Genomic DNA, 20,728 nt, shown 5'->3' on the forward strand with positions numbered 1-20,728 from the left:
CCAGCGGCCTTTTTGAAAATCCAGACGTTGACATGCAATCGATTGCATGGTGTGCTGTCGGGTAACGAGAGGACAAGATTCATGACGATGACAGACCATGTTGCAGATGTGCCGGCCGACCCGGACCGCAAGTTCACTGAAAAGTACTGCGTTGAGATCTATGAAACTCGGACTGACATGGGGCAGGCTGTTGCATCGGATGTCGCAAAACACATGCGCAAGGTTGCCCGGGAAAAAGGCAATGTCCGTATGGTATTCGCCGCGGCACCCAGCCAGTCAGAAATGCTTGCGACCCTGGTGGCGATGCCGGACCTCCCCTGGGACAAGGTCACCGCGTTTCATATGGATGACTATATCGGGCTGGCTGCGGACGCGCCCCAACGATTTGGCAACTGGCTTGAGACGCATTTATTCTCCATGATTCCTTCGGCCACGATTCATCGCATTCCTGCCGAAGGTGAGGCCGAGGAAATCTGCCAGTCATATTCCGGGCTTCTCGGTGCGGAGCCGATCGACATTGTTTGCCTTGGAATCGGTGTAAACGGGCATATTGCCTTCAACGATCCGCCGGTTGCGGATTTCGACGATCCGGCTCTGGTTCGAGTTGTCGATCTCGACGAGGTTTGCCGACAGCAGCAGGTTGACGATGACTGCTTTGATGATCTTGACGCCGTGCCGCAGCGTGCGATCACGCTGACGATCCCGGCGATCATGGCGGGTGAGGCGCTGTTTTGCACGGTGCCGGGCGCGCGCAAGCGAGCAGCGGTGAAAGCCGCTTTGGAAGGGCCGGTCAGCACCGATTGTCCGGCCAGTATCCTGCGCACGCATCCGAACTGCACCATCTATCTGGACCGCGAGGCAGCCCCCCATGGATGACACCGCGCCCATCTCCGCTGACGCCATCTGCGACGGCTATCTGGCCGATGTCATGTCGCTTATGCAGCGTATCCAGAGCGAGGAAAAAGAACCGCTGGACGCGGCTGCATGCCTTATTGCGGATCACATCGCCGAAGATCGGCTGGTGCATGTCTTCGGGCCGGGCGGGCATTCCAATCTGGCAACGCAGGAAGTATTTTTCCGCGCCGGTGGCCTGATGCATATCAACGCCATTCTGGATGAAGGCACGTTGCTTTCGAACGGCGCATTGCGGTCCATGGCGATCGAGCGCACGCCCGGATATGGCCGCGTCGTGATCGAGAACCAGGGGCTTGGCGAAGGCGATGTCCTGATCCTCGTCAACGCCTATGGCATCAATGCGGCGCTGATCGATGCGGCGCTCGTCGCGCGGGAACGCGGCGTCAGTACCATCGGGATAAGTTCGCGGCAGCACGCAGAAGAGACGGCGGCCGACCATCCGGCGCGCCATCCCACCAAACAGAACCTGCATGATCTGGTCGATATCGCGATTGACACCAAGGTTCAGATCGGGGACGCCATCGTCGATATTCCCGGCATGACCGAGCGGGTTTCGGCCGTTTCGACCTACGCAAATGCCACGGCTTTGAACCTGCTGGTGATCCGCACGGTGCTGCATATCCGCGAAAAAGGCATTGAACCCCCGGTCTGGCGCAGCGGCAACGCACCGGGTGGTGACGAGGCAAATCGGAAGTTTCTGGGGAATTTCCGTGGAAGGGTTCGCGCGCTTTGAGACAAGAGGCCACTTACTCCGGCCGCGATTTTCACAGCGGCGAAGGCAGGGCGCTGCATGTGCGTGGGGGCGTGATCGAAAAGATCACGGACTGCGCGGCCGAGGGCCTTCCGCTGCTGTCGCCGGGATTTGTCGATCTACAGGTCAACGGTTTTGCCGGCCATGATTTGAACGACGGTCAGTTGACGCCGGAAACGGTAGAAGCCCTGAGCGAGGCGCTCGCCGCGGTTGGGGTCGCGGCCTATTTGCCGACCCTGATCACGGCATCGGAAACCGAATTGTGCCAGCGTCTGTCGGCCATTCACACGGCACAACAGACCATGCCCTTTTCGCAAGGCATGATTGCGGGTGTTCACGTCGAAGGCCCGTCGATCTCGCCAAAAGACGGACCACGAGGCGCGCATCCGTTGGCGCATGTCCGGCCCCCGTCCATTGAGGAATTCAACCGTTGGCAGCAGGCGTCGGGCGGGCTGGTGCGCATGGTGACCCTCGCCCCGGAGGTCGTTGGCGCCTGTCAGTATATTCAGGCATTGTCGGCAAAGGGCATTTGCGTGGCGCTCGGCCATTGCGATGCGACTGAGACAGACATCGAACGCAGCGCCGCAGCGGGGGCGTGTCTGGCGACCCATCTGGGAAATGGCATTGCCGCAACGCTGCCCCGGCATCCGAATGCGATCTGGTCACAGTTATCAGATGATCGTCTTGCGGCCAGCCTGATCCTTGACGGGCATCATCTGCCCCGCTCCACCGCCCGTGCCATGGTGCGGGCCAAAGGTATCGAGCGGACCATACTCGTGTCCGACAGCGTGAAATTCGCTGGAATGCCCGCAGGTCGTTACACCTCGCCGATCGGCGGCGAGGTCGACGTTGGTGAGGACGGCCGGGTTTCCATAGCCGGCACCGCGTATCTTGCCGGCAGTGGGTCTTGCCTGCTGGACATCATTTGCCGCTACCAATCGTTCACCGGGTTTCCGACGGCAGAGGCCCTGACGATGGCCACGACCAATCCGGCCCGGATGATCGGGCGCAATGCGGCGCTGGCCCCCGGCGCGCCTGCCACTTTCCTGCTGCTGGATACGACTGAAGCCGATACAGCGGTGCGTCCCGTTGAGATCCTGCACAATGGCGCGAGTGTTCTGCCATGACGATGGTTGGTGCCTTCGTTGTCGAAATCACGCCGCCGGGTGGCGGTGCCATGGCCGGTTTCGCGGCCCGTCTGTCCGGTGCCCAAGGGCACCATGATGCGCTGACGGTGCGGGCGTTGGTGGTAGATGATACTGCGCTTGTAACGGTGGATGTGATCGGCATCGATGCGGGTTTGTCTGCCCGCGTTCGCGCGCGCAGCCCGCTTCCGGCAGCAAATATCACGATTGCGGCCACGCATACGCATGGCGGCCCGGTCTCCATGCCCGGCCGCCTGTCGATCCCGGCGGATCCTCTGTACCTCCAGCAGATGGAGACCGCCATTCTGAACGCGATCGAGCAGGCCGCCGATGCGCGCGCGCCAGCCCGCCTCTATGGCGGTTCCGGGGAGGAGCCGGGATTTGCAATCAACCGGCGGCACACGGGTGGCCCGGTGGATCGCGGTGTTCCGGTGATGCGGTTTGATCGGATGGATGGCCCCACTATTGCCCATTTCGTTTCCTACGCGTGCCACCCGGTCGTGTTGGGCGCGGACAATCTGCTCTGGACTGCGGATTACCCGCATTTTGTGCGGGCGACCCTGGAAGACGCCTGTCCGGGGTCTGTCGCGTTGTTTGCCACCGGCTGCGCGGGCGACGTGAATACCGGGCACAGTGCTGCGGCATCGCTTTCGGCTCAGCGCCAGGCTGATCGCACTTATGCGCAGGCCCAACGAATTGGCGAAGGCGTGGCGCGATCCGCCCTATCAGCGGATATGACAGAACTGTCCGGTCCGATAGGCAGCGCGGAAGCCTTTGATGACCTCCGGTTTGAAAGCCGCGAAAGCAGTGCCGGGGCTGACCTTGCCCGCACATGGAGGGCGGCGTCCCGCACCCCCGGCGATATCCACGACATCTGGGCAAATTGGGCCGAGAACAAGATGGGCCGCGATCTGGATCAGATCCCCGCCCGGTGCACCGCTTTGCACTGGTCCGGTGCCCGGATCATCGGCCTGCCTGGCGAGATCTTCGCACAGACGGCGCTGGATCTGCGTCATGCTCTGGGTGATGGTGGCCCGGTCCATATCCTTGCCTATGCCGACGACAACCCCGGCTATATCCCACCGCAAGAAGAATATGCCGCGGGCGGATACGAGGTGGACGAGGCCCACAGGTTTTACGGAATGGGCGCGTCAATCGCGCCCGGCGTGGCGGAGGCGTTGTCGAGTGCAGCACAACGTGCCGCCGAGACGGCGGCGGCGCTTGCGACCGCACAAGACTGCGCACCCAAAAAGAAGTCCAACATGAAGGGAAATCAAGATGCCATCACATAAGAGATACGGCCCCTTGGGGAAGACTGTCACACTTTCGGCAGGCCTGATGCTTGCCGGTTCCATTTCGGCACAGGCACAGGATATTGTTGTCTGGGGCGGCTTTCCGGAACTGACCGATTATTATGAACGCGTTGCCGAAGGGATGAGCGACGACTATCCCGATCTCAATGTTATCGTCGAACCCATCGGCCTGCGCGACCATGAGAAACGTGTCGCCCTTGCCCTGTCTTCGGGGCTGGACGATGCGACGGTGCTGGAGCTGATAGGTTCTACCGCAAATCGTTATATCGTGAACGACCTGCTGCCACCGGCGCCGTCCGGCGTTGCCGATTTCGTGAATGACGGCGAAAATTTCGAACCCTTCTTCCGCGACACCGCGACGGTCGATGGCTCGGTCTACGGCGTTCCGCTGTTCCGCGGTCAGGGTGCCTTGTTCTACAACACCGACATGCTGGCCGAGGCCGGTCTGGACGGGCCGCCGACCACCATGGAAGAATATGACGACTATGCGGCAAAGCTGACGCAGCGGGACGAGGGCGGAACGCCCACCGTGTCGGGCTGGTCGCTGCGCCTGTCGGGTGGCGGGGCAGGCATTGCCGAGAAATTCTGGATCAACATGCATCAGCACGGCGGCTCTGTCCTCGAACAGGTTGGCGACAAATACCGGGCCGGTTATGCCAACGAGGCAGGGCTCGCGGCACTTCGTCAGTATGTCAACGCGGTCAGCGGCGACAAGACCGTGTCCATTGACATGCCAGCTGACGCCGCCGCGTTCCAGCGTGGCCAAACGGCCATGTTCATCCGTGAAAGCTGGGTCATCGGGGATACAGAGAAAAAGGCCCCCGATCTCAACTACGACACAGCCCTTCTGCCGCGCGGGTCCATCGCGTTGCCGGTAAACCTGTATGTCTCGGGCGGTTCCGACAAGGCACAGGAAGCGGCCTGGGCTTTCGCCATCGAAGCCAACAAGCCGGAACACTTGATCTGGATGCTGGACAATGTCGGTTGGCTGCCCAACCGGGTGGGCGTCGATTACAGTGGCGTCATCGAGGCCAAGCCGCAGTTTTCGGCATTCGTTGACCTGCCGGAAGATTACGAGCTGTTCACCTTGCCCTCGATCGAGCCGATCAACGAGATCCTGACCCGCTTTGCCGCCAAGCTGACAGAGGCGTTCGCGGACCCGTCTCTGGCCGGTGATGATGAAGCGATAATGGCCATTCTGGAATCTTCAGCCGAAGAGACCAATGCGATCCTGGATCGTGCCGGCATTCTTGCCGAGTAAAAGACTGAAATGACTGCCCGGCACCTTGGCGTGTCGGGCGGTGCGAACGCAAAAGGCTGGCCATGTTGAGACGCAAAAAATTCCTGTTCGCGATACTGGCGATCATCCCGACCTTCGTGATCTTCGGGTGGGTGCGGATGTTTCCGATCATCGAAACACTTCGGCTCAGCATGTACGATTGGAACCTGTTGTCGAAGAACAAGACCTTCGTCGGGTTTTCCAACTTTTCGCAATTGTTCCGCGACGATCAGTTTCTTGACGCGCTGACCAATACCGCAATCATTGCATTCGGGGCCATGGCCGTCACGATCCCTGTGTCGATGGCGCTGGCCGGTGTCATCTATCACCGAACCCGCAGCCGGTTTGCCGGGTTTTACGAGACCGCGGTCTTTATTCCGCATGTCGTCTCTCTGGTGCCAGCAGCGATGGCCTGGAAGTGGATTTTCGACGCCAAGCTGGGTCCGTTGAACGCAATCATCATGTCGCTTGGCGGCGAGGCACAGGCCTGGCTGTTCGATCCTGTGCTGTCGGTAATCTGCATCATCCTTTTGGTGTCGTGGCAAACGCTGGGCTACGCTGTCCTGATCTATCTGGTGGGTTTCAGGAATCTTCCGAAATCCGTCTACGAGGCCGCACGGCTTGATGGTGCGAGCGGCATCCAGTCATTCCTTTTCATGTCGGTGCCACTGCTGAAGCCGATCACGCTTTATGTTTCGGTTGTGACGCTTATTTCCGGCTTCAACGTCTATGCGCAAGCTTATGTTCTGGCTTCAGATACCCAGGGCGCGCCGGGCAGGCTGGTCCGGGTTCTCGTGCTCGATATGCTTGAAAACAGCTTCCAGAATTTCCGTGTCGGCTATGCCGCGGCCGAGGCCGTGATCCTGCTGTCCATCGTACTGGTCCTGACGGCGGTTCAATTTAGTCTGCTACGACAGAAAGGGGGGAACTGACCATGTCTGCCAAAGCCCGCACACGCCGTTCGAACTTCCTGATCGATGTTGCGTTGTTTTTCATCTGCGTGGCGCTTCTTCTGCCGCTGATCATGCTGATTGCCAACGCGTTCAAGACACCGGCAGAGATGCTGCAATGGCCCCCGACATTGCTGCCCCGAAACCCCACGCTGGACAATTTCGTCACGGTCTTTACCGAGACGCCGCTTTTGCGCTGGATGTTCAACAGCTTTGCCTTTGCCTCCTTGTCCATGATTGCCATCGTCGCAACATCGGCACTGGCGGGCTATATCGTGGCAAAGTTCCCGTTCAGATCCATCAACGTGATCTTTATCCTGTTTCTCACGACGGCGATCATTCCCTTCGAGGTTTACATGATCCCGCTGTATTTTCAGGTAAAGGCGCTGGGGTTTCTGAACTCGATCACCGGATTGCTGATCGGTTATCTGGTGATGAGTTTCGGGATATTTCTGATCCGTCAGAATGTCATCGCGTCGATCCCGGACGAACTTCTCGAAGCCGCCCGGATCGACGGTGCGGGTGAATTCTGGATATTCACGCATATCGTTCTGCCGCTATTGCGCGGACCGCTGGCGGCACTGGCCGTGCTGGCGTTCTTTCAGGCCTGGACAGCGTTTGCCTGGCCCATCATCACCCTGACAAGAAAGACGGCCTTCACCATCGAAGTGGGGCTCGCGAATTTCCAAAGCGCCTACACGGTCGAGCTTTCGCTGCTAAGTGCAGCCTCTGCCGCCGTCATGGTGCCGTCGGTGCTCGCCTTTGTCCTGCTGCGCCGCAACTTTGTCGAAGGCATTGCCGCAAGCGGGATGAAAGAATGAAACCCGTTTTGAACCCTGTTCAGCGACTTTCGAAAGACTGATAATGACCCAAGTTGAAATCAAAGACCTCAGAAAAAGCTTTGGCGCTGTCGAGACGCTGCACGGGGTTTCCTTCGAAATTCCGGATGGTGCCTTCGTTGCGCTTGTCGGGCCGTCTGGCTGCGGAAAATCCACCATTCTGCGTCTCATCGCCGGGCTTGAGGAAATTACCAGCGGTGAGGTCCGGATCGGCGACAAGGTCATCAACGACGTGGAATCCAAGAACCGCGATATCGCGATGGTCTTTCAGAACTATGCGCTTTACCCGCATATGACCGTGGCTCAGAATATGGGGTTCTCGCTTCGGCTACTGAAGACACCGAAGAAGGAAATCGCCCGGTCGGTGAAGGACACCGCGACGATGCTGGGGATCGGCGAGCTGCTTGATCGCTACCCGAAGCAACTTTCCGGGGGGCAGCGCCAGCGCGTGGCCATGGGGCGGGCGATTGTGCGCCAGCCGCAGGTATTCTTGTTCGACGAACCGCTTTCTAACCTCGATGCAAAGTTGCGCGTGCAGATGCGGGCCGAACTGAAGGCCATGCATCAAAGGCTTCGGACCACGACAATCTATGTCACTCACGACCAAATCGAGGCTATGACGATGGCCGACATCGTGGTCGTCATGCGAGACGGTCATGTGGAGCAGGTCGGCAGGCCGCTTGACCTTTATGATCACCCGGTCAATCGCTTTGTGGCCGGTTTCATCGGCTCGCCCGCGATGAATTTCCTGCCGGTTTCAACGACCCGTGGTGACGCAGAAATCACGCTGAGTGACGGCCAGAGGCTGAGCCTGCCGCAGTTTCGCGATCTAGACGGAGATTTCGAACTGGGGCTTCGCCCTGAACATCTGCGTCACACCCCCGACGATGCGGGACTGCGCGCGACGATCGAGTCCAATGAACAGACCGGATCGGAAACCCTGCTTCAGGCAAATCTCGCCGGAGTCACGATCACCGCATTGTTGCGAGAGCGGTTCGATTGCCATGTCGGTGAAACCCATGGTTTCACGGTCGATCCGGCAGGTGCGCAGCTTTTTGACTGCGCGACCGGTGCGCGTATCGTACCTTAGCGATTGATCGTCCGGATCGCAGCCAAAAGACTAAGCCCGGTGTGATAACCGGGATCAAGGTCAGGTGTCGCGGGAACAAAATCCACAGGGCCGTCAAGGGTTCGTGTCTGAAAGGCAAAATTGCATTCTTCACGCCAGTAATGTGTGAAGAATGCGGTGTCGGCCTTCTGCCAGGGGGCGATCAACCGGCTGTCCCCAGTCAACTGATACCCCAGAGCGCAGGCGCGGATCGCTTCTGGCATGGGCCACCAGGGGAAGTAGGGCGAGGTGAGTTCACCGCTGGATGCCGAAAGATAAAGCGCGATACCAGGCCCCTGCTGTCCGACCTCAAGGCAGCGCAGCAGTATATCGACAAGCTGTCCGATCCGCGCATCATCCGGGCGCGTTGACAGGTGTTCGAAGGCGAAGCCGCAAAACTCGATTGCATGTCCTACATTGCAGATATCTTCACCACTCACGGTCAAAAGCAGACCGGATGCGGGATCATAATGCCGGTCGAGCACATGGTCGATGAACCGGTCAGCAAAGCCGGTTTCTGTGGAATACCCCAGCCGATGCAATAGCCCCGCCACGGCAAGAAGGATCATTCGAGGCCCAAAATCGTCCGGTGCCGCCGCGATGTTTTCGCGTGACAGCGGCTTTGTCTCGTCCATCTGAAACCGGCCATCCTCTATCGCCGCGATGACCTGTTTGAGGTAGGCCAGATGGGTTTCCGCTGCACCCGCGTCATAGTGATGCGACGCAGCAAACAAACCCTTTGCAGTGAAAGCATCCGAATAGGTAAAGATCGCGCCCGCGGGGGTCTGCGCATTGGCCGTGCCGTCCTGAAAAATAACCGGTTGTCCGTCGCGCTCATAAAGGAAATAGGCGTGCCCGTCCTTGGCCTGCTCGTCGGCCAAACGCCTGTAAAGCGCCGCTCCGAAATCATGGAGCCTGCCTGCAAATTTCGGATCCGTGGTCTGATAGTGAGACGCAAAAGTTGCCAAGGCTTCAAGCCCGCGCCCCTGAATCCAGCCATAGGTATAATCCGGGCCGCGCAAGCCCGAGGCCTCATCGTAATCGGTGCCGGTGATCGAATACACCTTGGTGTTCAGAAAACCGCCGCCCAGTGACCCCCGCGCCAGAATCCAGTTCAAGGTCGCACGATTGCAACGGTCATAGCGGCCCGCCGCTTCGCGCATCCAGTCTGTCGTCATCATGTCTTTACTCCCAACGGCCGGACCATGCGGGAGTATCTGTCAATGATCAAGAAACTCGCGGGAGATATTTGGCCAGAATGACGTTCTGCCGTGCCCGCCCGGATGAGAAACACAATCGGTGCGCGCAGATCTTTGGCGACGGTGCCTGGATCATCGTGGTATCCCGGCGATCCGGTCGCTGGTGCCAGAAATGTGGATGTTCATCGCTTCAGGCTTTTGTAACTTTCCTAAACCGTCCAGGGTGCCGCAGTCGCGGGGTCGATGCCGAAACGTTTCATGGCTTTGGCCAGGGTCTGCTGCTTGACCTCGCCGCTGCGCACCAAAGACTGAATCGCCGCAAGCGCGATGTTTTCGCGATCGACTTCGAAGAAGCGGCGCAGCGCAGCACGGCTGGCCGAACGTCCAAAGCCGTCGGTACCCAGTAGCATCATTCGGCCATTCAGATACGGCGCGATCTGGCCCGGCACGGCGCGCACATAGTCACTGGCTGCCACAACCGGCGCGTTGCCCTGCAACTGATTTTCCAGATGCGAGCGTTCTGGATTGCCGAAGCGGCCGCGTCTCTCGGCCTCGGCTGCATCGCGCGCCAATTCGCTGAAAGAGGTGACGGAGAAGATTTCGGAAGCAATGCCGAACTCTGTCAGCAGATCGGCCGCCGCGATGACTTCGCGCAGGATCGTACCCGAGCCAAGCAAGCGCACCTCGGGTCCGTCTCCGCCTTTACGATCCAGCCGGTACATGCCCTTCAGGATATCCGCCTCGACATTGTCAGGCATGGAAGGCTGGGCATAGTTTTCGTTCATCACGGTGATGTAGAAGAACTCATCGCGCTTTTCGTCCAGCATCCGCGTCATGCCATGCTCCATGATCACCGCCAATTCGTAGGCGAAGCAAGGATCAAAGGCGCGGCAGTTCGGCACCGTGGCCGCAACCAGATGGCTTGAACCGTCCTGATGTTGCAGACCTTCACCCGAAAGCGTGGTGCGTCCGGCGGTGGCACCCAGAAGAAACCCTCGGGCGCGCTGATCGGCGGCGGCCCAGATCAGATCCCCGACACGCTGAAAACCGAACATCGAATAATAGATGTAGATCGGCAGCAATTCCGTACCATGTGTCGAATAGGCGGTGGCCGCAGCGGTCCAGGAACTGATTGCCCCGGCCTCGGTGATGCCTTCCTCCAGAAGCTGCCCGTCGGGGGTTTCCTTGTAGAACAGCATTGAGCCTGCGTCTTCGGGTTCATAACGCTGCCCACCGGGCGCATAGATCCCCACCTGACGGAACAGGTTATCCATGCCAAAGGTCCGTGCCTCATCGGCGACGATGGGCACGATGCGCGGGCCAAAAGCCTTGTCGCGCAGCAGCCCGCCCATCATGCGCACGGCGGCCATGGTGGTCGACATCGTCTTGCCCTCGGCTTGCAGGGCGAAGCTACCGTATTTTGAAAGCGGCGGGCGGGCCGGCGCGGGGGAATTTGCGTGCAGTGCGCGGGTCGGAAGATAGCCGCCAAGCCGGCTGCGACGGTCCTGCAAATAGGTAACTTCGGGACTGTTCGGGCCGGGATTATAGAAGTCCAGCGCTTCCACTGCCGTATCCGACAGAGGCAGGCTGAAATTATCTCGGAACGCTTTGAGCGCATCGAAATCAAGCTTCTTGGCCTGATGCGCGATCATCCGGGATTCCCCGGCCCCGCCCATACCGTAGCCCTTCTTGGTCTTGGTCAGGATCACCGTCGGTTGTCCCTTATGAGCGCGGGCGGCGGCAAATGCGGCGTATAGCTTTCGCAGGTCATGGCCGCCGCGTTTCAGCCGGTGAATATCCTCGTCGGACAAATGCGCGACCAGCGCGGCCGAGGCCGGGTCGGCATCGAAAAAGCGCGCGCGATTGTAATCGCCGTCCTTGGAACCAAGCGTTTGATATTCGCCATCGACGGTTTCGGCAAAGCGGCGCAACAGCACGTTGTCGGTGTCACGGGCAAAGAGGTTGTCCCATTCAGACCCCCACAGCACCTTGATCACGTTCCAGCCTGCGCCGACAAAGAGCGATTCCAGCTCTTGTATGAGCTGTCCGTTGCCGCGCACCGGCCCGTCCAGCCGTTGCAGGTTGCAATTCACCACGAAGGTCAGATTGTCGAGTCCCTCGCGCGCGGCAAGGGTCAACGCGCCGATCGATTCCGGCTCGTCCATCTCGCCATCGCCGAAAACCCCCCAGACCCGGCGCTCGGTCGTGTCGGCCAGTCCGCGAGCGTGCAGATACCGCATGAAGCGCGCCTGATAGATTGCCGACATCGGCCCGATGCCCATCGAACCCGTTGGAAATTGCCAGAATTCGTCCATCAGCCACGGATGCGGATAGGAACACAGCCCCGTGCCTGGGACTTCTTGGCGATAATTGGATATGTCCTGCTCGGACAGACGCCCCTCAAGAAAGGCGCGGGCATAGACACCCGGTGCCGAATGCGGTTGGAAATAGACCAGATCGCCTGCGCAATCCTTGGTCTTGCCGCGAAAGAAATGGTTGAAACCGACCTCGAAGATTTCGGCGGCTGACGCGTAAGAGGCGATATGCCCGCCAAGTTCCCCATATGCCTTGTTTGCCCGGACCACCATCGCCAGCGCGTTCCAGCGATTGATCGACGTGATGCGCTCTTCCATCTCCAGATCGCCGGGATAGGCGGGTTGCCGGGTCAATGGGATCGTGTTGCGATAGGCAGAGTAGGGCAGCCCGGCTGTTGTCACACCCAGCAGTCGGGCATGATCTTGCACGCGACCTAGTACGAATTGCGCGCGCGCACGCCCGTCGACCTCTGTCAGAGATTCCAGCGCCTCGACCCAATCCTGAGTTTCCACAGGATCGGGATCTTGTTGGGTAATAGCATCGGCTCGTGACATGGCATCCTCCCTGATCAGGGCGAGCGTAGCGAAGCCGGCTTAGCAACATGGGTTAACTCAACCGCATGATTGAGATATATTAGCTTGAAGCAGCAACATTTTCTCTTTTGATAGCAAGAACAGCCAAGGTGCGTGATGAAATTTGATATTGATGCCATTGATTTGAGTATTTTGCGAGCGCTTCAGAAAGACGCCCGTCTGTCGCATCAAGAGCTAAGCGAACGGGTCGGTCTCTCGCCCTCGCCATGCTCGCGACGCATCCGTATTCTGGAAAGCAAGAACATCATCGACGGCTATAGCGCCCGTATCGACGAGCGGCTTCTGGGCTTTGCCATGAACATCTTCGTTTCGGTCAAGCTGGAAAGGCAGGTCGATGGCTGTCTGGCCATTTTCGAACGCGAGATCAACCTTTGCCCCGAAGTGGTGGACTGTTGGCTGATGACCGGAACGCGCGATTATCTGATGCGCGTCTCGGTGCGGGATCTGGACGAATTCGAGCGTTTCCTGACTGCGCGGCTGACTGGCATAAAAGGTGTCGCTTCCATCGAGTCAGCGATACCGATACGCCGCGTCAAGGGCGGCATGGCGCGGCTGGTCTGACAGCGTATCCAGCACGGATATATGGCGGCACTCCGCGCGTCGGCCGCAAAGTCGTTGTTGCAGGCAGTCTGGCCTTTCGGGCCAGTTCATCCTTCTGGATGCCCAAAATGCCACGCCGCAGATCTGTACCTGCTTCGTCATTCCGCAAGACCGCATCGCAACTGCTTTCCGCACGGTCCAGAACCAGAACAGGCAAGGGGTGTGTAATCAGCAATCCAGGCTGTTCGCGGGGCATTTTCATCGAGCCTTTCCGGGTCGGTTCCTTTGTGCGCGCTCGGGGTTATCAGTAAGGATTCTCTACAATAGTTGTGTGTTTTCAATGAGTTGATTTTCAATACTAAATAGTTTGACCAATTGATATGAAATTGTCTAATCTTTCGCCCACGGGAGGATCCAATGACAGAATTCAAAGGCGATAACAGGCCTGACGGAGCAACACCATGAAGCGCTTCTGGGCCGATCATTCGCGCCACGAATTTTCCAAGCTCGATCACGACCGGCTGATCGCAGTACAACCGATCGGAGCCATTGAGCAGCATGGTCCGCATCTGCCGATGTCGGTCGATGCCTGCACCGTCAGTGCCGTCGCCCGACGCATGGCAGATGCCTTGCCTGACGACAGTCCGGCGTTGATCCTGCCCACACAGGCGGTCTGCAAAAGCGATGAGCATATCGACTTTCCCGGCTCGCTGACCCTGACGGGCGAGACGTTTCTACGCGTCCTGACCGAAATAGGTGCCAGCGTCGCACGGGCCGGTGTGCGCAAGATGGTATTTCTGAACGGACATGGTGGTAATATTCCGGCGATGGACCTGGCCGCCCGACAACTGCGCGTGAGCCAGAACATGATGACGTTTTCGGTCAATTGGTTCGGCTTCGGCATGCCCGAGGGGCTTTACTCCGAGGCGGAGCGCGCCCACGGCATTCATGCCGGTGACATGGAAACATCCGTCATGCTGGCGCTGGACCCCGATAACGTGAATATGCAAAAGGCACAGGACTTCCGGTCGCGCGGGCAGGATCTGGTCGAGAATTTCGAACATATCGGCCTGGGCCGTCCCGCCAAGATCGGCTGGAAAACCCAGGATCTCAACGTCTTCGGTGCCTGCGGCGAAGCCCATCTTGCCAGCGCCGAAAAAGGTGTCGCGACGCTTGATCATGCCGTTGGCAAACTGGTCGAAGCCATGGCCGAAATCGACCGCATTCCGCTGAGCTGGCTGGATCAATCCCCGGAGACACAATAGATGACAAAGCTTCCCTTTCATGGAGATCAGGCAGAGCTGATCTCCATGCGCGATGTCGACAAGGTATTCGGTAATGGGACCGTCGCCGTGCGCGACATGTCCCTGTCGATCAATCAGGGCGAATTCGTCAGCTTCCTTGGCCCGTCGGGCTGCGGCAAGAGCACGGCATTGAAGATGATCTCGGGGCTTCTTTCGGTTTCGAAGGGCAGCATAACCGTCAATGGGCATCCGGCCGGGGCAGGCGGTGATGGCGATGACATAGGCTATGTTTTTCAGGAAGCCACGTTGATGCCCTGGGCCAATGTTTTCGAAAATGTCTATCTGCCGCTGAAGCTGCGCGGGTTGAAGAAAGCGCAGGCCCGTGAGCGCGTCGAGAACGTGCTTTCGATGGTCGGGTTGATGAATTTTGCCAAATCCTACCCCCGAGAGCTTTCGGGCGGCATGCGGATGCGGGTCTCGATCGCGCGGGCCATGGTTACAAAACCCAAGCTTCTGTTGATGGACGAACCGTTCGCGGCCTTGGACGAGATGACCCGCACCAAACTGAATGACGAGGTGCTATCGCTGTGGAAAACCCATGGTTTGAGCGTGATTTTCGTCACCCATTCGGTCTTTGAATCCGTCTACCTGTCCAGCCGCGTCGTTGTCATGGCCGCGCGGCCGGGCCGCGTTGTCCACGATATTCCGCTGACCAGCGGATATCCTCGCAACGCCGCCTATCGCATGTCACCTGAATATGCGGAATCCTGCAAGACCGTCAGCAGCGCACTGGAAGGGACACTAGACAATGTCGACCTCAACCATTGATCCCACCCCCGCGGCAGAGATTGCGACATCCCGGAACAATCCGGTAATCCGCCGCGAGCGGCGCGAAAAGCGCCTGCGCATCGTGCTGCCCATCGCCGCGATCGCAATTGCCCTGGCGCTGTGGGAGTTTCTCGTGTGGTATAACGAGGTGCCACATTATCTGATCCCGGCACCCAGCCTGATCGCCAAGACACTTGTCACCGACTGGGCCTCGCTGATGCAAAGCGCCGTTTTCACCGTCAAACTGACGCTGATGTCGCTGGGGCTGGCAATTGTCGGGGGGGTGCTTCTGGGGATGCTTTTCGCGCTTTCGCGGCCGATTGAAATGAGCCTCTTTCCTTTCGCGGTCATCATGCAGGTCACGCCCATCGTCGCCATCGCGCCGTTGATCCTGATCTATGTTTCCAACACCTTTGTTGCGCTGCTGATCTGTGCCTGGATCGTGGCCTTCTTTCCGATCCTGTCGAATACCGCCATCGGATTGCGCAGCGCCGATCACAACCTGCGAGATCTGTTCAGCCTTTATCGCGCCACGCCCTTGCAGCGGTTGCGCTATCTGCTGGTCCCTTCCGCCTTGCCCTATTTCATGGCGGCGCTGAAGATCGCCGGAGGACTGGCCCTGATCGGCGCGGTGGTTGCGGAATTCGTCGCGGGAACAGCGGGTCAGAATACCGGCCTTGCCTCGCGGATCCTAGAATCCAGCTTCCGCAACGAGATCCCACGCATGTTCGCGGCGCTCTTTCTGGTCTCGCTCTTGGGGGTCGTCATCTTCCTGTTCACCTCTTGGCTGTCGCGCGCTGTTCTCGGACATTGGCACGAGAGCGAAATCAAGCGGGAAGGCTGATGAAAATTCACGCATCGCCGCGCATCACGGGCAATCTGTCGGGTGTGACGCTGGCTGGACAAGCAGGGACATGGGATCTGACCCATAGCGGTGGCCGGATCGCCGCGCTGCGCCCCTCGCGGCAGACAGGCGGCGGAATGGTGCTGCCGCTGATGGCCGATATTCATGTGCATCTGGACAAGACAATGACCATTGGGCGTATGCCGCGCCGGGCCGCGTCCCTGTTCGATGCCATCGAGATGATGGGCGAGGATGCGGCGGGCTGGACCGAGGCGGACATGCGCCGCCGTGTCGGCACTGCGTTGGCGCGGGCATACCGCCATGGCACCGCCCTGATGCGCAGCCATCTGGACTGGAACACTGCCGAGGCGCCCCTGGCCTGGCCGGTCCTGACTGAACTGGCGCAGGAATGGCGCGGGCGGATCGACTTGCAGCTTGCTTCGCTCACCGCGTTAGATCTGATTGAAGAGCTTGGTCCCCGCATCGCCCCGCAATTGCGCGCCGGCGGCGGCGTGATGGGTGCCTTTGTGTATCGCAACGCCGACATGCCGCGGAAGATCGCCTTGGTTTTCGATCTGGCCGAAGCGCATGGACTGGATCTAGATTTTCATGTCGATGAGGGACTGGAACCCGAGGCGCAGGGATTTGACGCCATCCTTGACGAAACCGAACGCCGTGGCATGGCAGGGCGTGTCCTTTGCGGGCATGGCTGTTCGCTGTCGGTGCGCGATCCCGATCAGGTCTTGCGACTGTTGGAGCGCGCCGCGCACGCCGGGGTGGGGCTGACCGTGCTGCCGGGGGCCAACAGCTATCTTCAGGATGCGCAGGACGGGCGCACACCGCGTCTGCGCGGGATTGCCCCCCTGCAAGAGGCCCGTGCCGCCGGGATGCCGGTCATGATCGCGTCGGATAATGTGCAGGACGGCTTTTTCCCTTTCGGCGATCACGATCTTTGGGACGTCTACCGCCTTGCCGTGCTGGCCGGGCATCTGCCCCATGCCGACTGGCTGGATGCCATCACGTCCACTCCGGCGCATTGGATGGGTCAGGACACCACGATTTGCGAAGGCGGCCCGGCCTCCTTCATCCGCTTCGAAAGCCCGAGCCTGATTGACGCGCTCAGCCGTCCATCTGCGGTCCGGCAGGTATGGCGTGACGGACAGATTCTGCTGCATGACGAAGGAGTCGAGACATGACACAGACTTGGGACAAAGAGGCCTTCAAGGCCGAACTGGGCGGCATCCGCTGCCATGACGATGAGAAATACCTCGAAGCCCGGTCCGGCGACTATTTCTGGTACAGTCCGATCCTGAACGAGCAACTGAAAGATCTGCGCGGCGAGCTGGTCGTCATACCGCAAAACCGCGAGGAGGTGATCCTGGTTGCCGCTGCGGTGGCCCGACACAAGGTGCCGCTGACCTTGCGCGGCGGCGGCACCGGCAATTACGGCCAATGCGTGCCGCTGGAGGGCGGGGTGATCATGGATCTGACCCGGCTGGCCGATGTCATTGAAATTACCGAAGGCCATGTCCGCGTCGAGGCCGGTGCCCGCATCTCGCGGCTGGACGATGCCGCCCGCGAGACCGGACAGGAACTGCTGATGTACCCTTCGACACGGCAGATGGCGACCATCGGTGGCTTCGTCGCCGGCGGATCGGGCGGTATCGGATCGCTGCGCCACGGCATGCTGCGCGACCCTGGTAACGTTTCCTATGTAAAGGTCGTGACCGTCGAACCCGAGCCACAGATCATCACGCTGGAAGGTGACGACATCCAGAAGGTGCAACACGCTTATGGCACCAATGGCATCGTGATCGAGTTGGGCCTTGCCCTGACCCCGTCGACCGACTGGATCCATACCGCCGCCCTTTTTGATGGCTATGACGCAGCGCTGCGTTTCGCATGCTGGGCGCAGGAGGAGGGGCTGGATTGCTATCTGCTCACCGCAGTGGAACGGCGCTTCGCCGCTTATTACACCAAGTTCCGCGATCACTTTCCCGAGGATCGCGATGCGATCTTCGCCATGGTCGCCCCCGGCGAGATGACCCGATTTCAAGCCGAAGCAGAACGGCGCGGGGGACGTATCTCGTTTGCCATGACCAAGCCGGAGATCCGTGAAGCCGGGTTGCAGCCGGCTTATGAATGCGGCTGGAACCATACCACCTTGCAAGCCCTGAAGGTCGACAAGGGCTGGACCTATTTGCAGGTCGCGTATCCACGTCCCTTCGATCCCGATCTGGTCACGCGCCAGATGGACCGATACGGCGACGCCATGTTCTGGCACCATGAAATGGCGCGTATGGAAGGCGAGATCCAGATCTTCGCTTTGCCCCTGTTGCGCTTTCGCAGCAAGGAAGAGACCTACCGCGTCATCGCAGAGCTGGAAGAGACCGATGGCTGCACGATCTTCGATCCGCATGTGGTCACGATCGAAGATGGCGGCATGAAGGAAATCGACGATACACAGATCGCCTTTAAAAAACAGGCCGACCCATACGGCCTGATGAACCCTGGAAAAACACGGGGATGGACCGACGACATGGTCCGCAATGACAGCACATCCCATCAAGGAGAAACAGCATGAGAAAATTCACCATCTCGATCGCCGCCGCCTGCCTGCTTGCGGCCGGATCGGCCTGGGCACAGGACAAGGTCGTCTTCGGCACCAACTGGTTGGCCCAGGGCGGGCATGGGGGCTACTATCAAGCCGTCGCCGACGGCACATATGAAAAATACGATCTGGAGGTCGAGATCCGACCCGGCGGCCCTCAGGTCAACAACCGTCCGATGCTGGCGGCCGGGCGGCTGGACTTTCTGATGACCGGCAATCTGCTGCTGTCTTTCGACAACGTCCGCAACGGGATTCCCACCACGGTCGTCGCGGCCATCTATCAAAAAGATCCACAGGCGCTGATCGCCCACAAGGGTCAATACGCCAGTTTCGACGATCTGGCGAGCGCGCCAACCGTGCTGATCGGAAAGGACGGGCAGTTCAGCTTCTGGCAATGGCTGGTCCAGTCCAAAGGGTTCCAGAATGAGCAGCTTCGCCCTTATGGGTTCAACCTGGCGCAATTCCTCAGCAACGAAACAGCCGTGCAGCAGGCTTATGGGACGGCAGAGCCGATCTATGCCGCCGAACAGGGCACAGAAGTGGATACCTTCCTGTTGGCCGATCACGGCTACAACACCTATGCCTCGACAATCGAGACGCGCCAGCAGCTCATCGACGAGAACCCCGATCTGGTGCAGCGCTTCGTGAATGCCTCAATCGAGGGCTGGTATAATTATCTCTATGGCGACCGTTCTGCCGCCTATGAGGCGATCATGGCTGCAAACCCGGAAATGACCGAGGCCAAGTTGGATAAGGAAATGGCCCAGTTCGAAGCACTCGGCATCATTGACGTGGGCGAGGCAATCGACAAGGGCATCGGTGCCATGGACAGCGATCGCATCGCATCTTTCTATGATCTTGCCGTGTCCAACGGTATCATCAAGGAAGGCGAGGTGGATCTGGACAAGGTGGCTGATACAAGCTTTGTCAACAAGGGTCATGGCCTTGACATCAAGGCCGAACTGACTGGCGAATGAAACATTCGCGGCGCACGGACTCTGCATCCGCGCGCCGCTTTGTCCCCCCAAAAGAGGCATTGCGGCGTCTTGTGCCAATCCAGCCAATGACCCGGTGCCGAGGTCAATCGAGGAGCCGGACGGGCAGGGTGTTCGTTCAGGCGAAAAACAACCCCGGTTTCGGCGGGCCTCCTGAGCAGAGGACAGCAACATGAGCGTTGCAAAGGAAAAACGGTCCCGGATAAGGGCTGCCATCCGCGACGGTGCCCTTCGGGAGTTCGCCCGCAACGGGCTGGCCGGGACGTCTACCCGAGCCATTGCCGATGCCGCCGGGATCACCAAGGCGCAGTTACACTACTACATCTCCAGCAAAGAGGACTTGTATCAAGAGGTTCTCAGTTTCATTTTTTCCGAATGGAGGGCGTTGTTTTTCATTTCTTCCGCCCAGGACGACCCCGAAACGGCAATCCGCGCCTATATCACGCGCAAGCTTCGGCACGCTGTCGAACATCCGGAGTTCTCGCGTCTCTTTGTCAACGAGATGGCCCGAGGTGCCCCGGAGATGAACGAACACTGGCCCAAGTTGAAGGCTGCGACGGAAGAGGCCTCCGCGGTGATCCGCAATTGGATCGATGAAGGAAAGATCGCTCCTGTCGACCCCTTGCTGTTTCAGATCAACATGTGGGCGGTGACGCAGCATTATGCAGAATACGAACAGCAAAGCCGAGTCCTGTTCAATGTCGGGCCGGATCAACCCCTGGACATGTCGCGGATCAATGACGAGGTCACGCAGCTTTTCTTGATGCGCTGCGGCCTGCTGAAAGCGGAGCTTGTTACATGAAAATTCACAACCCTGCACAAATGCCCGCGCCTTTCGGCGATTACGCCCATGGCACCAGCGCCGGCGGCCTGATCGCCACCTCTGGCCAGCTGGGCCTGAACGCTGACGGAAGCATCCCCGCCGATGTGCAGGCTCAGGCTGAGATCTGCTTCAGCAATATCCGTGCCATTCTGCAAGATGCCGGCGCGGATATTGCGCATGTGTTGCGGTTTTCGGCCTTCGTCACACGGCGCGAGGACATGGCCGCCTATATGGCGGTCCGCGACCGCTGGGTGGCGGACCTGAAGACAAAACCGGCCTCGACCCTGGTTATTGTCAGCGGATTTACCCGCCCCGAATTTCTGGTCGAGGTCGAAGCCCTGGCCAGCTTGCCCGGCGGCGCTTGTTGATTTCCGACGCCGCGTTGCGCGATGATATATGGCGACTTGGTCGCGGCGAGTACGAAGCGTTTCGCTA

The 20,728-nt window shown here is 59.4% G+C and carries 19 protein-coding genes; 17 read left to right on the forward strand and 2 right to left on the reverse strand.

Annotated features, from left to right (window positions below):
- The first annotated feature begins 12 nt into the window (after positions 1 to 12).
- The 8 genes from B8991_RS11360 to B8991_RS11395 all read left to right on the forward strand — a co-directional run bounded on the left by B8991_RS11360 (position 13) and on the right by B8991_RS11395 (position 8,282).
- Positions 13 to 876: a 6-phosphogluconolactonase gene (locus tag B8991_RS11360; RefSeq protein ID WP_218673220.1), complete on the forward strand. Its 864-nt coding sequence runs from the start codon at positions 13 to 15 to the stop codon at positions 874 to 876.
- On the forward strand, positions 869 to 1,648 hold the full coding sequence (locus B8991_RS11365; RefSeq protein ID WP_084353111.1) for a sugar isomerase domain-containing protein: 780 nt from the start codon (positions 869 to 871) through the stop codon (positions 1,646 to 1,648). The genes B8991_RS11360 and B8991_RS11365 overlap by 8 nt, the downstream gene beginning before the upstream one ends.
- Positions 1,645 to 2,793, forward strand: a complete 1,149-nt coding sequence (locus B8991_RS11370; protein ID WP_084353112.1) for an N-acetylglucosamine-6-phosphate deacetylase — start codon at positions 1,645 to 1,647, stop codon at positions 2,791 to 2,793. The genes B8991_RS11365 and B8991_RS11370 overlap by 4 nt, the downstream gene beginning before the upstream one ends.
- A complete protein-coding gene (locus tag B8991_RS11375) occupies positions 2,790 to 4,103 on the forward strand; it encodes an alkaline ceramidase (RefSeq protein WP_179141471.1) in 1,314 nt (437 codons plus the stop codon). The genes B8991_RS11370 and B8991_RS11375 overlap by 4 nt, the downstream gene beginning before the upstream one ends.
- A 46-nt stretch (positions 4,104 to 4,149) precedes the next feature.
- Positions 4,150 to 5,385: an extracellular solute-binding protein gene (locus tag B8991_RS11380; protein ID WP_218673221.1), complete on the forward strand. Its 1,236-nt coding sequence runs from the start codon at positions 4,150 to 4,152 to the stop codon at positions 5,383 to 5,385.
- 62 nt (positions 5,386 to 5,447) lie between these two features.
- Entirely contained in the window at positions 5,448 to 6,335 is an 888-nt protein-coding gene (locus B8991_RS11385) for a carbohydrate ABC transporter permease (RefSeq protein WP_084353114.1), read from the forward strand.
- Between the two features lie 2 nt (positions 6,336 to 6,337).
- On the forward strand, positions 6,338 to 7,174 hold the full coding sequence (locus B8991_RS11390; protein WP_084353115.1) for a carbohydrate ABC transporter permease: 837 nt from the start codon (positions 6,338 to 6,340) through the stop codon (positions 7,172 to 7,174).
- Positions 7,175 to 7,217: 43 nt separating this feature from the next.
- Entirely contained in the window at positions 7,218 to 8,282 is a 1,065-nt protein-coding gene (locus B8991_RS11395; protein ID WP_084353116.1) for an ABC transporter ATP-binding protein, read from the forward strand.
- On the opposite strand, the gene B8991_RS11400 is transcribed toward B8991_RS11395, so the two are convergent.
- Together B8991_RS11400 and mdeB are read right to left on the reverse strand one after the other, a co-directional pair.
- Positions 8,279 to 9,481, reverse strand: a complete 1,203-nt coding sequence (locus tag B8991_RS11400) for an AGE family epimerase/isomerase (RefSeq protein WP_084353117.1) — start codon at positions 9,479 to 9,481, stop codon at positions 8,279 to 8,281. The genes B8991_RS11395 and B8991_RS11400 overlap by 4 nt on opposite strands.
- Before the next feature lie 227 nt (positions 9,482 to 9,708).
- Positions 9,709 to 12,369 carry an alpha-ketoglutarate dehydrogenase gene (gene mdeB, locus B8991_RS11405; protein WP_084353118.1) on the reverse strand — a complete coding sequence of 887 codons (2,661 nt, stop codon included), beginning with the start codon at positions 12,367 to 12,369 and terminating at the stop codon, positions 9,709 to 9,711.
- Between the two features lie 135 nt (positions 12,370 to 12,504).
- On the opposite strand from mdeB, the gene B8991_RS11410 reads away from it, so the two are divergent.
- The 9 genes from B8991_RS11410 to B8991_RS11450 all read left to right on the forward strand — a co-directional run bounded on the left by B8991_RS11410 (position 12,505) and on the right by B8991_RS11450 (position 20,661).
- A complete protein-coding gene (locus B8991_RS11410; RefSeq protein WP_084353119.1) occupies positions 12,505 to 12,969 on the forward strand; it encodes an Lrp/AsnC family transcriptional regulator in 465 nt (154 codons plus the stop codon).
- A 440-nt stretch (positions 12,970 to 13,409) separates the two neighbouring features.
- Positions 13,410 to 14,213, forward strand: coding sequence for a creatininase family protein (locus tag B8991_RS11415; protein WP_084353120.1), 804 nt, complete (start codon positions 13,410 to 13,412; stop codon positions 14,211 to 14,213).
- Complete coding sequence (locus B8991_RS11420) at positions 14,214 to 15,020, forward strand: ABC transporter ATP-binding protein (protein ID WP_084353121.1); 807 nt, start codon at positions 14,214 to 14,216, stop codon at positions 15,018 to 15,020.
- Positions 15,001 to 15,864 (forward strand): ABC transporter permease, encoded by an 864-nt coding sequence (locus tag B8991_RS11425; RefSeq protein ID WP_084353122.1) that lies wholly within the window; start codon positions 15,001 to 15,003, stop codon positions 15,862 to 15,864. The genes B8991_RS11420 and B8991_RS11425 overlap by 20 nt, the downstream gene beginning before the upstream one ends.
- Positions 15,864 to 17,060 (forward strand): amidohydrolase family protein, encoded by a 1,197-nt coding sequence (locus B8991_RS11430; protein WP_084353123.1) that lies wholly within the window; start codon positions 15,864 to 15,866, stop codon positions 17,058 to 17,060. The genes B8991_RS11425 and B8991_RS11430 overlap by 1 nt, the downstream gene beginning before the upstream one ends.
- The gene (locus tag B8991_RS11435) at positions 17,057 to 18,448 is read left to right on the forward strand and encodes an FAD-binding oxidoreductase (protein ID WP_084353124.1); all 1,392 of its coding nucleotides are present in this window, start codon (positions 17,057 to 17,059) and stop codon (positions 18,446 to 18,448) included. Before B8991_RS11430 ends, B8991_RS11435 begins: the two co-directional genes overlap by 4 nt.
- Positions 18,445 to 19,452 carry an ABC transporter substrate-binding protein gene (locus B8991_RS11440; protein ID WP_084353125.1) on the forward strand — a complete coding sequence of 336 codons (1,008 nt, stop codon included), beginning with the start codon at positions 18,445 to 18,447 and terminating at the stop codon, positions 19,450 to 19,452. The genes B8991_RS11435 and B8991_RS11440 overlap by 4 nt, the downstream gene beginning before the upstream one ends.
- A 190-nt stretch (positions 19,453 to 19,642) precedes the next feature.
- Positions 19,643 to 20,272 carry a TetR family transcriptional regulator C-terminal domain-containing protein gene (locus B8991_RS11445; protein WP_084353126.1) on the forward strand — a complete coding sequence of 210 codons (630 nt, stop codon included), beginning with the start codon at positions 19,643 to 19,645 and terminating at the stop codon, positions 20,270 to 20,272.
- Complete coding sequence (locus B8991_RS11450; RefSeq protein WP_084353127.1) at positions 20,269 to 20,661, forward strand: RidA family protein; 393 nt, start codon at positions 20,269 to 20,271, stop codon at positions 20,659 to 20,661. The genes B8991_RS11445 and B8991_RS11450 overlap by 4 nt, the downstream gene beginning before the upstream one ends.
- Positions 20,662 to 20,728 lie beyond the last annotated feature (67 nt).

Source organism: Primorskyibacter flagellatus, from assembly GCF_900176485.1.
Classification (GTDB): Bacteria; Pseudomonadota; Alphaproteobacteria; order Rhodobacterales; family Rhodobacteraceae; genus Primorskyibacter; species Primorskyibacter flagellatus.

Coding starts and splice junctions, on each gene's coding strand:
- B8991_RS11380 (WP_218673221.1), top strand. CDS start 4,150: ATGCTTGCCGGTTCCATTTCGGCACAGGCACAGGATATTGTTGTCTGG.
- B8991_RS11365 (WP_084353111.1), top strand. CDS start 869: ATGGATGACACCGCGCCCATCTCCGCTGACGCCATCTGCGACGGCTAT.
- B8991_RS11400 (WP_084353117.1), bottom strand. CDS start 9,481: ATGATGACGACAGACTGGATGCGCGAAGCGGCGGGCCGCTATGACCGT.
- B8991_RS11445 (WP_084353126.1), top strand. CDS start 19,643: ATGAGCGTTGCAAAGGAAAAACGGTCCCGGATAAGGGCTGCCATCCGC.
- B8991_RS11425 (WP_084353122.1), top strand. CDS start 15,001: ATGTCGACCTCAACCATTGATCCCACCCCCGCGGCAGAGATTGCGACA.
- B8991_RS11410 (WP_084353119.1), top strand. CDS start 12,505: ATGAAATTTGATATTGATGCCATTGATTTGAGTATTTTGCGAGCGCTT.
- B8991_RS11450 (WP_084353127.1), top strand. CDS start 20,269: ATGAAAATTCACAACCCTGCACAAATGCCCGCGCCTTTCGGCGATTAC.
- B8991_RS11420 (WP_084353121.1), top strand. CDS start 14,214: ATGACAAAGCTTCCCTTTCATGGAGATCAGGCAGAGCTGATCTCCATG.
- B8991_RS11430 (WP_084353123.1), top strand. CDS start 15,864: ATGAAAATTCACGCATCGCCGCGCATCACGGGCAATCTGTCGGGTGTG.
- mdeB (WP_084353118.1), bottom strand. CDS start 12,369: ATGTCACGAGCCGATGCTATTACCCAACAAGATCCCGATCCTGTGGAA.
- B8991_RS11390 (WP_084353115.1), top strand. CDS start 6,338: ATGTCTGCCAAAGCCCGCACACGCCGTTCGAACTTCCTGATCGATGTT.
- B8991_RS11435 (WP_084353124.1), top strand. CDS start 17,057: ATGACACAGACTTGGGACAAAGAGGCCTTCAAGGCCGAACTGGGCGGC.
- B8991_RS11395 (WP_084353116.1), top strand. CDS start 7,218: ATGACCCAAGTTGAAATCAAAGACCTCAGAAAAAGCTTTGGCGCTGTC.
- B8991_RS11440 (WP_084353125.1), top strand. CDS start 18,445: ATGAGAAAATTCACCATCTCGATCGCCGCCGCCTGCCTGCTTGCGGCC.
- B8991_RS11375 (WP_179141471.1), top strand. CDS start 2,790: ATGACGATGGTTGGTGCCTTCGTTGTCGAAATCACGCCGCCGGGTGGC.
- B8991_RS11385 (WP_084353114.1), top strand. CDS start 5,448: ATGTTGAGACGCAAAAAATTCCTGTTCGCGATACTGGCGATCATCCCG.
- B8991_RS11415 (WP_084353120.1), top strand. CDS start 13,410: ATGAAGCGCTTCTGGGCCGATCATTCGCGCCACGAATTTTCCAAGCTC.